General features: G+C 56.6%; 10 protein-coding genes. 6 read left to right on the top strand and 4 right to left on the bottom strand.

The genetic code is table 11. The features are described from left to right. Positions 1-6: 6 nt before the first annotated feature. From pta to ACEWL3_RS17220, 4 genes are all read left to right on the top strand, one after another. The gene (gene pta / locus ACEWL3_RS17235; RefSeq protein ID WP_386182137.1) at positions 7-1,005 is read left to right on the top strand and encodes a phosphate acetyltransferase; all 999 of its coding nucleotides are present in this window, start codon (positions 7-9) and stop codon (positions 1,003-1,005) included. Between the two features lie 19 nt (positions 1,006-1,024). After that, the gene (locus tag ACEWL3_RS17230) at positions 1,025-3,859 is read left to right on the top strand and encodes a molybdopterin oxidoreductase family protein (RefSeq protein ID WP_386182139.1); all 2,835 of its coding nucleotides are present in this window, start codon (positions 1,025-1,027) and stop codon (positions 3,857-3,859) included. Between the two features lie 118 nt (positions 3,860-3,977). After that, a complete protein-coding gene (locus ACEWL3_RS17225; protein ID WP_386182141.1) occupies positions 3,978-4,724 on the top strand; it encodes a 4Fe-4S dicluster domain-containing protein in 747 nt (248 codons plus the stop codon). Further along, a complete protein-coding gene (locus ACEWL3_RS17220; protein ID WP_386182143.1) occupies positions 4,724-5,596 on the top strand; it encodes a dimethyl sulfoxide reductase anchor subunit family protein in 873 nt (290 codons plus the stop codon). The genes ACEWL3_RS17225 and ACEWL3_RS17220 overlap by 1 nt, the downstream gene beginning before the upstream one ends. A gap of 30 nt (positions 5,597-5,626) precedes the next feature. Here the strand turns inward: ACEWL3_RS17220 and ACEWL3_RS17215 are convergent, their stop codons facing one another. Both ACEWL3_RS17215 and dapA read right to left on the bottom strand, forming a co-directional pair. Further along, positions 5,627-6,796: a M20 aminoacylase family protein gene (locus tag ACEWL3_RS17215; RefSeq protein WP_386182145.1), complete on the bottom strand. Its 1,170-nt coding sequence runs from the start codon at positions 6,794-6,796 to the stop codon at positions 5,627-5,629. A gap of 80 nt (positions 6,797-6,876) precedes the next feature. Continuing rightward, complete coding sequence (gene dapA, locus ACEWL3_RS17210) at positions 6,877-7,752, bottom strand: 4-hydroxy-tetrahydrodipicolinate synthase (RefSeq protein ID WP_386182147.1); 876 nt, start codon at positions 7,750-7,752, stop codon at positions 6,877-6,879. Between the two features lie 125 nt (positions 7,753-7,877). Here dapA and ACEWL3_RS17205 point away from each other — a divergent pair, with 125 nt between their 5' ends. Continuing rightward, positions 7,878-9,851, top strand: coding sequence for a lytic transglycosylase domain-containing protein (locus ACEWL3_RS17205; RefSeq protein ID WP_386182149.1), 1,974 nt, complete (start codon positions 7,878-7,880; stop codon positions 9,849-9,851). Here the strand turns inward: ACEWL3_RS17205 and ACEWL3_RS17200 are convergent. Then, entirely contained in the window at positions 9,807-10,685 is an 879-nt protein-coding gene (locus tag ACEWL3_RS17200; RefSeq protein ID WP_386182151.1) for a DMT family transporter, read from the bottom strand. The two genes, ACEWL3_RS17205 and ACEWL3_RS17200, sit on opposite strands and share 45 nt — an antisense overlap. Next, a complete protein-coding gene (gene mnmC2, locus ACEWL3_RS17195) occupies positions 10,682-11,356 on the bottom strand; it encodes a tRNA (5-methylaminomethyl-2-thiouridine)(34)-methyltransferase MnmC2 (RefSeq protein WP_386182153.1) in 675 nt (224 codons plus the stop codon). Before mnmC2 ends, ACEWL3_RS17200 begins: the two co-directional genes overlap by 4 nt. A gap of 61 nt (positions 11,357-11,417) precedes the next feature. On the opposite strand from mnmC2, the gene ACEWL3_RS17190 reads away from it, so the two are divergent. Next, the gene (locus ACEWL3_RS17190) at positions 11,418-12,449 is read left to right on the top strand and encodes an NAD(P)/FAD-dependent oxidoreductase (RefSeq protein ID WP_386182155.1); all 1,032 of its coding nucleotides are present in this window, start codon (positions 11,418-11,420) and stop codon (positions 12,447-12,449) included. Positions 12,450-12,466 lie beyond the last annotated feature (17 nt).

Genomic DNA, 12,466 nt, shown 5'->3' with positions numbered 1-12,466 from the left:
TGAGGCATGAACGTGCTGCAGGGTTTAAGAGATCGCGCAGCCGCCAGGCCCGCCCACATCGTCCTAAGCGAAGGCCACGATCCCCGGATCGTGGCCGGCTCGCTTGAAGCTCTGCGCAGCGGCATTGCGCGCATTACACTTGTCGGTCCCATTGCTGAAGTTTCCGCAGAACTGAAGAAAGCCGGAGCAACGGATGCCGACAAAATCACCATTCAAGACCCCGAAACATCTCAGCTGACCGCAGAATTTGCCAAATCATACTTTGAACTGCGCCAGCACAAAGGCGTCAGCGAAGATGTGGCCAACACTCAGGCGCATGCCCCTTTGGTCTTTGCCGCGATGATGGTGCGCAATGGCCATGCAGACGGAACCGTCGGCGGTGCTGTTTCAACAACGTCCGATACCGTGCGTGCCGCGTTGCAGATCATTGGCAAAGCAAAAGACGCGGCCTTGGTATCCAGTTTTTTCTTGATGATCCTGCCCGCTAACCACCCATCAGGCCGCAACGCCATGGTGTTTGGGGATTGTGGTTTGGTCATTGATCCAAATGCAGAGGAATTGGCGGACATCGCGGTCGCCTCTGCTGCATCTTGCCAGAAATTGCTGGGCGACACACCGAGCGTGGCCTTGCTGTCATTCTCGACCAAGGGCTCTGCGCGTCATGCCAACGTGACCAAAGTGTCAGACGCGGTGGCAATCTTACACGCGAACCACCCCGATCTGGCTGCGGACGGAGAATTGCAATTTGATGCGGCTTTCGTGCCAGAGGTCGGCGCATCCAAAGCGCCGGGATCTGAGGTGGCGGGGCATGCAAACGTGATGATCTTTCCAAATCTCGATGCAGGCAACATCGGCTACAAGATCGCACAACGTATTGGCGGAGCAGATGCCATTGGTCCAGTCCTTCAGGGTCTTGCAAAGCCTGCAAATGATCTGTCTCGTGGGTGCACCGCCCAGGACGTAACGAACATGATTGCCGTCACCACACTTCAGGCGGCCCTATGATAGTAAGTCAGGAAACACCATGACGCACAAACAGCCCGTCCTCGATCTGTCGCCCAAGGTGTCCGACGAAATCCGCAAGACGACCTGCTATATGTGTGCCTGCCGCTGCGGAATCAATGTGCATATGAAAAAGGGCGACAATGGTGAGTTGAAAGTCGCCTATATCGAAGGCAACCGCGACCATCCGGTCAATCAAGGAGTGCTCTGCGCCAAAGGCTCTGCCGGGATCATGCAGCACAATGCACCGTCCCGCCTGCGCAGCCCATTGAAACGCGTTGGACCGCGCGGATCGGGCGAGTTTGAAGAAATCAGCTGGGAAGAAGCCTATCAAATCGCCGCCGACTGGCTTGAGCCGATCCGCAAAGACAACCCGGAGAAGCTGGCGTTCTTTACCGGTCGCGATCAGTCGCAATCATTTACCAGCTTCTGGGCGCAGGCCTTTGGCACGCCAAATTACGCCGCGCATGGTGGATTTTGTTCGGTCAACATGGCCGCCGCTGGTATCTATACGATGGGCGGCGCGTTCTGGGAATTTGGTCAACCCGATTGGGACCATACGAAATTATTCATGCTGTTCGGCGTGGCAGAGGATCACGATTCAAACCCGATCAAGATGGGCATTGGCAAGATCAAGGGTCGCGGTGCGCGTGTCATCGGCGTGAACCCGATCCGCACCGGATACAACGCCGTGGCGGACGATTGGGTGGGCATCACGCCGGGAACGGATGGCTTGTTCATCCTCGCGATGATCCATTGCCTGATGAAAGCCGGCAAGATGGACCTGAACTACCTCGCCCAATACACCGACGCGCCGGTGCTGGTAAACAACGATCCCAAATCACCAAACTACGGCCTGTTTCTGCGTGATGACGATGGCAAGGAATTGGTTATTGACCGCGTCACTGGCAAACTCACCGCATTCGACAAACCGGGCGTGAAACCGGATCTGTCCGCCACACACCGCGCCAAAGGTGTCACACACAAGCCTGTCTTCCACCAGATGGCCGAGAAGTATCTGAGCGATGAATACGCGCCCGAAGCGGTTGCAGATCGCTGTGGAATCCCCGCCAAACGCATCCGTGCGATTGCCGCCGAACTGGCGCGTGTGGCGTTCGAGGAATCGTTCGAACTTGATCACGAATGGACCGATTTCCGAGGGGAGATGCATAAGACTATGACGGGACGTCCCGTCTCTTTCCATGCGATGCGCGGTATTTCCGCCCATGCCAACGGCTTTCAAACCTGTCGCGCGCTGCATGTGTTGCAGATCATCCTCGGCACCGTTGAGGTACCTGGCGGTTTCCGATTCAAGCCGCCCTATCCAAAACCTGCCAAGGCGCATCCAAAACCGCACATCGGCATGACACCGGGTGCACCGCTGAACGGACCGCACCTTGGCTTTGTGCACGGCCCCGATGATCTGGCACTCAAGGAAGACGGCACACCCGCGCGCATCGACAAAGCGTTCACATGGGAAAACCCGATGTCGTCGCACGGCCTCATGCATATGGTCATCTCCAATGCCCATGCAGGTGATCCCTACAAAATCGACACGCTGTTCATGTACATGGCGAACATGTCGTGGAATTCGTCGATGAACACCGGCGGCGTGATGGAGATGCTGACCGACAAGGATGAAAACGGCGACTATGTGATCCCGCATATCATCTATTCAGATGCTTATTCGTCTGAAATGGTTGCCTATTCCGATCTGATCCTGCCAGACACCACCTACCTTGAACGCCACGATTGCATATCCCTGCTTGACCGACCCATCTGCGAGGCTGACGCGGCGGCGGATGCGATCCGTTGGCCTGTGGTCGAACCAGATCGAAATGTGAAAGGCTTTCAATCCGCGCTCTGTGATCTGGGCGCAAAACTGGGCTTGCCGGGTTTTGTAAACGATGATGGCAGCCAGAAGTTTGCCGACTACGCCGATTACATCGTCAATCATCAGCGCCGTCCGGGCATCGGCCCATTGGCAGGCTGGCGCATGGGCGAAAACGGTCTGCAATCAGGCCGTGGCGACGTCAACGCCAGCCAATTGGACAACTACATCGAAAACGGCGGCTTCTTTGTCGAGCACATCCCCGCCGGGTCGAACTATTACAAACCGTGGAACAAAGCCTATCAGGCCTGGGCCGTGAAGATGGGCCTTTATGACGCGCCCCAGCCCTATCTGTTCAACCTTTATGTCGAACCGATGCGCAAATTCCAGCTGGCCGCCGAAGGGCACGGTGATCGACAACCCCCAGATCACCTGCGCGAGCGGATAAAAGCAACCATGTCACCGCTGCCCATCTGGTACGAAACAGATCAACAGGGCAACGAAGGCTTCACCGTGAATGCTCTGACTCAACGCCCGATGGCAATGTACCATTCATGGGGCAGCCAGAACGCGTGGTTGCGCCAACTCCATGGCCGCAACCCGCTTTACCTGCCCACCAAGCTGATGCGCCAACATGATCTTGCGGATGGCGATTGGGCGCGGGTTTCCTCGCCACATGGCGAGATTACAGTGCCTGTGATGGAAATGGCCGCGCTGAACGAAAATACCATCTGGACCTGGAACGCGATTGGCAAACGCAAGGGCGCGTGGGCTTTGGATAACGACGCGCCCGAAGCGACCAAAGGCTTCCTGCTGAATCATTTGATTCACGAGCTGATGCCGCCCAAAGGCGACGGCATGCGATGGGCAAACTCTGATCCCATCACCGGACAAGCCGCGTGGTTTGACCTCAAAGTGCGGATCGAAAAAGCAGCTGCCCCCAAGGAGGCCCGCCCCGAATATCCACCAATCAAGTCACCGGTTGGTCAAGGTCCGAAAAATCTTGCTTGGAAGGTGGGGAAATGAGCGCTCCAAATTTCTTCAAAGAAATTTGCCCGGACTTTTCAAAAAGTCCGGCACCAAGCATCGACGTAATACCGACGCAAAACCGACGTAATACCGACGCCGATTTCGGAGGCCGTAAATGACCACTCTCCCTCAATCCACCGACAAGAAACTCGGCCTCGTCATCGACCTTGATACCTGTGTCGGCTGTCATGCCTGCGTAATTTCCTGTAAGGGCTGGAACACCGAGAACTACGGTGCGCCGTTGTCTGATCAGGATCCTTATGGCGCAAACCCGTCCGGCACGTTTCTGAACCGCGTGCACAGCTATGAAGTCCAGCCAGAGCAGGGCGCGGCCCAACTGATCCACTTCCCCAAGTCCTGTCTTCATTGCGAAGATGCCCCTTGCGTTACCGTCTGTCCCACCGGGGCCAGCTATAAACGTGTCGAAGACGGCATTGTTCTGGTCAATGAGAGCGATTGCATTGGATGTGGGTTGTGCGCGTGGGCCTGCCCATATGGTGCACGCGAGATGGATCAGGAAGAGAAGGTGATGAAAAAATGCACCCTCTGCGTAGACCGGATTTATAACGAGAACCTGCCGGAGGTGGACCGCGTGCCGTCTTGCGTGCGGACCTGCCCCGCTGGCGCGCGTCATTTTGGCGATCTCGGCGATCCTGACAGCGATGTCAGCCAACTGGTTGCGGAACGTGGCGGTGTCGATCTTATGCCGGAACAGGGCACCAAACCTGTCAACAAATACCTGCCACCACGGCCTAAGGACGCACTGCCTGAATTTGACGTGTTGGCCCCTTTCCTTGAACCCGTCATGGATGAACCCAAGGGGTTCCTTGGCTGGCTCGACAAAGCGCTGGAGAAAATCTGATGCACCCTGCACCGTCCGTTATCTTTTTCAGCACCTTTTCTGGCTTGGGGTTTGGCCTTCTGATCTGGCTTGGCCTTGGGGTACCAGAGGTTTCCGGCTGGTCCGCCTTTGCGTTTTTTGCGATCGCCTATCTTCTTGCGGTTGGTGGACTGATATCGTCGACCTTCCATCTCGGCCACCCTGAACGGGCGCTCAAAGCCTTTACGCAATGGAAGACAAGCTGGCTCAGCCGCGAAGGATGGTGCGCTGTTGCCGCACTGGTCCTCATGGCGCTCTACGGGGCCGGGCTTGTATTTTTTGGTGCAAAATGGACCTTGCTGGGTTTGCTCGGCGCGTTTTTCTCGCTGGCGACAGTGTTCACCACTTCGATGATTTACACTCAGCTGAAAACCATTCCACGGTGGCATCAGCCGCTCACACCTTTTAATTTTCTGTCGCTCAGTATCGCTGGTGGCGCGCTCCTTGCGGGACAGGTGATGTGGTCAATCGTCTTGTTGGTATTATCCGGCGTCATCCAGGCCGCCACATGGGTCATTGGAGACAAAGCGCTGGCATCTTCAGGCACGGATATGGCAAGTGCGACGCAGTTGGGTGGTATTGGAAAAGTCCGTGCATTTGAACCCCCGCACACCGGTACCAACTATTTGCTGCGCGAATTTGTGCATGTCATCGGTCGCAAGCACAGCGAAAAACTGCGTATCATTGCGCTGGGTCTGATGGTGGTGCTGCCGGTTATTCTGCTGCTGTTACCGTTCAACCACATCATCGCCGTCGTTGCGGTCCTGGCACATGTGGCTGGCGTGCTAACTGCCCGTTGGCTCTTCTTCGCCGAAGCCGAACATGTTGTTGGCCTCTATTATGGCAAGCGCTGAAATCTGACCAATGCCGGGATGCGCCCCGCCTTACGTATTGAGGGGCAACCGACGCTCAACAATACGCGCCATTATCGACGCCCCCACGGGCAAGATTGACGGGTCGAGCACATATTCCGGGTTGTGCAGCGGCATCGTGCCTGCGTGCCCCACCGTGCAATAAGCCCCTGGCACCACTTTTAGCATATCCGCGAAATCTTCTGATCCTGTCACGGGCGGCGTGTTCGGATCAAGGTTCTCTACTCCCACGATATCACCTGCAGCCTGCATGTAGGCGTCGGACAATGCATCATCATTGATCAACACGTCAAAGACATTGCGCAGATCAAGCGTGATCTCAACCGCGTGCATCGCGGCCATCCCGTCACAGATGGACTGCATCCGTGCTGCCGCCAGTGTGTACATGTCATCGTTGAAATACCGCACCGTCCCGGCCAGCGTCGCCGTTTCCGGTACAACGTTATAAGCCACCCCCGAATGCAGTTGTGTCACCGACAGCACCACCACGTCTTGGGCCGGGATGTTGCGACTGAGGATGGTTTGCAGCTCGCTCGCCAAAGACGCCGCTACGATCAGCGCGTCTTTTGAATCGCTTGGCCGCGCAGCATGGCTGCCTTTGCCCTTGATGTGAATGTCAAAAAACGCGGCCCCCGCCATCGCCGGTCCTTTGCAAATGCCCACCTTACCCGGTTTGCCATTGGGCGAATTGTGCATGCCGAAGATTTCGTCCACCGGGAATAACTCAAACAAACCCTCCGCCAACATTTGACGCGCGCCACCCAAGCCCTCTTCGGCGGGTTGGAAAACGACCACCGCGGTGCCATCAAAGTCGCGGGTTGCGGCCAGATGTTTCGCGGCCCCAAGCAGCATCGTGGTGTGGCTGTCATGCCCACAGGCATGCATAACCCCATCGTTTTGCGATGCATAGGCCAGCCCGGTGGCCTCATGGATCGGCAGCGCGTCCATATCAGCACGCAGACCGACGCGGCGGTTGCCGTTTCCTTTGCCCTTGATCAGTGCCACAACACCCGTCTTGCCGAGGCCAGTGTGAACCTCATCCACACCATAGCTGCGGAGCACCTCTGCGACGATACCGCTGGTGCGCACTTCGGTGAAGCCAATCTCAGGATGCGCGTGCAGATCGCGAAAGATCGTTTCAAGCTCGTTTTTGCTGTCTGCGATGATCGGCAGGATATTCATGGGTCAGGCTCCGGTCTGGGTCAGACGCAAGGGTGGGGTCAAACCCCACCTTTCTGCAACCCCAAACCGGTCCCTGCTGATCAGTTCAGCAGGCCTGCGTGCCGCAACCCAGCATCAATCTGCGCTTTGGTCTCGTCCAACAGGCCACTCAACGGCAAGCGCACTTCGTCAGAGCAAAGATCAAGCCGCGACATCGCGTATTTCACACCAACCAAACCCGGTTCGGTAAAGATTGCTCTGTGCAGCGGCATTAGCCGGTCCTGGATTTCGAGAGCTGCGGCATAATCCCCGGACGCACAGGCCGCCTGCATCTGTGACAACAAGCGCGGTGCGGCATTTGCCGTGACAGAGATACAGCCGACGCCACCTTGGGCGTTAAACCCATGTGCCGTTGGATCTTCCCCAGACAGCTGAATGAAATCCTTGCCGCAGGTAATCCGCTGCGCTGATACGCGAGAAAGATCCGCGGTGGCATCCTTGACGCCAACGATGCGCGGCAGTTTGGACAAGTCGCCCATCGTTTCGGGTGTCATATCGACAACAGACCGCGGCGGGATATTGTAAATAATGATCGGCAAATTACAGGCATCATGAACAGCCGTGAAATGCGCAATCATGCCGCGCTGCGTAGGTTTGTTATAATAAGGCGTCACAACCAGAACCGCGTCGGCACCGACTTTTTCTGCGTGCTGCGCCAAGCGGATGCTTTCAATCGTGTTGTTTGACCCGGCACCGGCAATGACCGGCACCCGACCTGCTGCGGCTTTCACAACCTCTTCCACGACAATCTCATGTTCGCGGTGGGTCAATGTTGGCGATTCGCCGGTGGTGCCCACAGGCACAAGCCCATTGCTGCCTTCACCAATATGCCATTCCACAAGATTCTTCAAAGTCTCCAGATCCAGCTCGCCGTTCCGAAACGGCGTGACGAGGGCAGGCAGTGAGCCGTTGAACATGTGCACGCTCCTTTGTTGTGCTGGCCGGCGCGAACCGGTCTGGGGTGTACTTGTGGCGGGATCGTGAGTTGATTACGCCAACGCTTGTCATATGTTGCAAGGCTCTAGCCTTTGAACAAAGGGAAATGCAAGTGATCACACGCATTACGGCCACTATTGCTCTGGTTTTTGCGCTTGCTTTGCCCGCAAATGCCGAACGTCCGCGACCCTTGGGGTGGGCGATGGACGCGATGCGCGCCGGAAACTGGGACACTGCAGCACTCATCGCCAAACGCGATGGCCCGATTGCGACGGACGTGATCGAATGGCATCGCCTGCGTGCGGGGCGCGGCACCTACGCCGAGGCCCGCGCATTTCTGGATCGACGGCCTGACTGGCCGGGCGAGGCCTATTTGCGCAAACAGGTCGAGGACGATGTGATCCAGCAGGATGACCCCGCAGTTTTGTCCTTTTTCGCCGAAATGCCACCACAGACCCCGCAGGGTGTGTTGGCCCATGCCGCGGCATTGATCCGGGCCAACCAACGCGGCGAGGCAGAGGCCGATGTCGTTCTGGCTTGGCGCACAATGCCGATGAATGCCACGTCTCAGGCACTGTTTCTGGCCGAACACGAGGGTGTCTTAAAGCCGCATCATCAGGCGCGATTGGATGAAATGCTTTGGCAACGTGAACACGCCGAAGCACAGCAGATGTTTGATTTGGTTGGCAAGGATGACGTGGCGCTCGCGAAGACCCGCATTGCATTGCAGAAACGAGAGAGCGATGTAAACAAGCTGATCAATGCACTGCCGGAAAGTAAGGCTGCTGATCCCGGTCTGGCCCATGATCGGTTTGAATGGCGGATACGTAAGAATCTGGCGGCTGATGCAAAAACGCTTTTGCTGGAAAAATCCACCTCGGCTGAAGCATTGGGCCAGCCCGAAAAATGGAGCAATCGCCGCCGTGCGTTGGCGCGCGACGAGATGCGGTCTGGAAATAAGAGACGTGCCTATGAAATTTCATCGCAACATTTTCTGGAACCGGGATCAGATTATGCTGATCTTGAATGGCTGTCAGGGTATATCGCGTTGCGGTTTCTGGACGATCCAAAAGCGGCCTATCAACATTTTTTGAACCACGATAGTGCTGTTGAATCCCCAATCAGCCAAGGACGTGCCGGATATTGGCAGGGCCGGGCGCTAGAGGCGTTGGGTGATGCGGAAGGAGCTGCAAAAGCCTATGCAATGGGTGCTCAGTTCCAGACATCATTTTATGGATTGCTGGCTGCCGAACGCGCCGGTCTGCCTTTTGACATGAGCCTTGCGGGCGAAACACCGGCGCAGAACTGGCGCAGCTCAGCCTTGGCATCTGCCCCATTGTTTGAGGCTGGAATGTTGCTTCAGGCCTCTGGCGAATTGTCCGTCGCAGAACGGTTTTGGACCCATTTGGCGGATCAACTTGTTTCTGACGATCTGGCCTTATTGGGTCAGGCCGCAATCGACACCGACCAGCCGCATCTGGCAGTGATGATTGGCAAACGGGCCGCGCAGCGCGGGTTAACCATCGCAGCCCCCTATTATCCGTTGCATTCTCTGGTCGAACTGGATTTGCCAATGGCCCCGGAAATGACCCTCGCCATTGCCCGGCGGGAAAGCGAATTTGATCCTGTGGTGCAAAGTGCCGTCGGCGCACGTGGTCTGATGCAGATCATGCCCGCCACAGCGCGCGAAGTGGCGTCTGATCTGGCAATCACCGCCTTGCACACAACGGACCGGCTGACCGCCGATCCCGACTACAACGCGCGGTTGGGGGCCAAATATCTGTCGCAAATGGCGGGACGGTTCGATGGTAATGTCTCGATGATGGCCGCTGCCTACAATGCCGGCCCAAGTCGCCCTATTCGCTGGATGGCAGACTACGGTGATCCCCGTAAAGGCAAGATTGACATCGTCGATTGGGTTGAGATGATCCCATTCCGCGAAACCCAGAATTACGTGATGCGGGTTACCGAAAGCCTGCCAGTCTATCGGGCACGGTTGGGCAAAGACCCGCTGCCTGTGCCTTTTTCCAAAGAGTTAGTGGGCTCGACGCTGAAGGGCTTCGCGCCAAAAGGTGAATAACCCCGCCGCAACGATCAACCCGGCACCAATAGCGACATTCATGCGCACCGTTTCGCCAAACAATGTGATCCCGATGATCGAGGCAAACACCAGTTGCAGATAGGCGAAAGGCTGCACCGCACTTGCTTCTGCGACCTCATAACAGCGGATCAAAAGCCAATGACCTGTGACGCCCGTGATGCACAGGCACCCCATGTATATCCAGTCGGTTGATGACATTGGCTGCCAATACCATACGCCAGCGAATGTCATGGCAATTGATCCCATCACACCGGTCCAGAAAAAGCTGGTTGCTGTACTGTCTTTGCGAGCGACAAACCGGGTAAGCAAACCGTAAACCGCGAACATCGCTGCGGCGAGCAAAGGAATAGCGGCAGCAGGTTCAAAAACCGTCATACCAGGTTGCAAGATAATAAGCACGCCAATGAAACCAACCCCGATTGCAGCCCAACGCCGCCAGCCGACGCTTTCGCCCAAAATGGGCCCGGACAGGGCCGCGACCAACAGGGGATAACAGGTAAAGACAGCATGGCTTTCGACCAGACCCAGAATGGTAAAACCGGCCACCATGACGCAGATTTCAGCGGCAAGCAGCAATCCCCGCAATGATTGCAAGATCGGCTGCGACGTCTGCGCTGCAGCACGGATTCCACCGGCCTTGCGCCGAGCAATTGCAATGACAAAGGCTGCAAAGAACCAATACCGGATCATCACAACCATCATCACATTGTATTCAGAGGCCAGATGCCGCGACAAACCGTCTTGCACAGCAAATACAAAGGTCGTGGCAACCATCAATCCAATGCCGAACGGTATATTATTGGATTGCGTCATGAGGTTAGCTTTGCCCGGATCATGTGACGTTTGCGGCCGTACCCTTCTGTCCGCTCGACGGCAAAACCCGCCGTTGCAAGGTTGCGCCGTACAAATCCTGCAGCAGTGTACGTTGCTGCCGTTCCATACGACTGCGTATGCTTTGCCACATCACACAGTAACTCTTCACCCCAAAGCTCAGGGTTTTTTGCTGGCGAAAAGCCGTCCAAGAACCACGCATCCGCGCGCCCTTTCCAGCGACCAACTGTCTCTCTCGCATCGCCGACAATCACGTCGACCTGCACGCCCGGCAGGTTAAATACGCCACCGTATGGTTGCCACACATCTTTCAGGATATCCCGTTTTCCGTCAAAATCAGGAAAGGCCGAATGCGCCCGTTCCATATCGGCCTTTGATAAGGGAAACGCCTCAAAGCTGGTGAAGGACAACGCGCCGGAACAGCCCGCCTTTTCCCATGCGTCCCATGCGACGAGCATGTTCAACCCCGTCCCAAACCCAAGTTCTGCAATATGAAAACCATCCACAAAACGGTCAGGCAGGTCATTTCCAGCCAAAAACACATGCCTTGTCTCGGCAACGCCATTATCCAGGCTGAAAAACGGATCGTCAAATCGGGTAGATACAGGCACATCACCATCCCGCCACTCAATCTGATCGCTCTGGTTCTGCACAGTGGCACCTTGTATGGGTATGGTATCGCGCAGACCTTGCGCAAAGAGGGACCCATTAGCAATGGTCGATATCACCATCAGAGGCGCTGGGATTTTCGGCCTTTCAGTGGCTTGGACCTGTGTGAAACGGGGTGCGCGGGTACAGGTGATTGACCCATACGGCCCCGCTGCAGGCAGCAGCGGTGGTATTGTCGGAGCATTGGCCCCCCATGTGCCGGAAAAATGGAACACCAAAAAGGCCTACCAACTGGACAGCTTATTGATGGCAAAGGATTTCTGGTCAGATATTGAACACGTCGGCGGGGGCGCATCTGGCTATGTAAGGAACGGCAGGTTGCAACCCGTTCATGATGAAAACGCCCTTGATTTGGCCCGAAAACGCGCTGAAACCGCCGCGAGCTTGTGGCAGGACAATGCACAATGGCATGTCGTCCGCGCGACAGGCGCACCTTGGGAACCCGTCAGCGCCACGGGCTGGCTGATCCACGACACGCTCAGCGCCTTGATACATCCACGCAAGGCTTGTGATGCATTGGTAAGGGCTTTGGCGGCGCAAGGAGTTCAGGTCGCGGCGGATAGCGCTGACCGGGGTCATGTGCTTTGGGCGACAGGGATTGCGGGGCTTGAGGCACTGAACAAAGGCCACCATCGTCAGGTTGGCAGCGGTGAAAAGGGGCAAGCCGCCCTGCTTGATCATAACGCGGCGGGCCATGCGCAACTGTTCGCTGGGGGCGTTCATATTATTCCGCATCTGGATGGAACCGTAGCAGTCGGGTCAACCTCTGAACGCGCGTACGACAGCGCAACAGAAACTGATGATCAACTGGACGCCGTCATTGCCGCTGCACGCGTCGCGGTGCCCTCCTTACAGGATGCCCGTGTCATTCAACGCTGGGCAGGCCTGCGCCCGCGCAGTCGCAGCCGCGCGCCCATGCTTGGCCCATGGCCCGAAAGGCCAGGACATTTCATCGCTAATGGCGGTTTCAAGATCGGATTTGGGATGGCCCCAAAAATCGCAGACGTGATGGCTGACCTGATACTGGAAGGGCGCGACAGAATCCCGGATGGATTTCGGGTTGAGGACAGTTATTAGGCCGCGCCGATCACGAC

Origin of the sequence: Sulfitobacter sediminivivens, assembly GCF_042611115.2 — a bacterium.
Classification (GTDB): Bacteria; Pseudomonadota; Alphaproteobacteria; order Rhodobacterales; family Rhodobacteraceae; genus Sulfitobacter; species Sulfitobacter sediminivivens.
The sequence above is the reverse complement of the archived record's forward strand: the minus strand, read 5'-3'. Positions and strand labels throughout refer to the sequence as shown.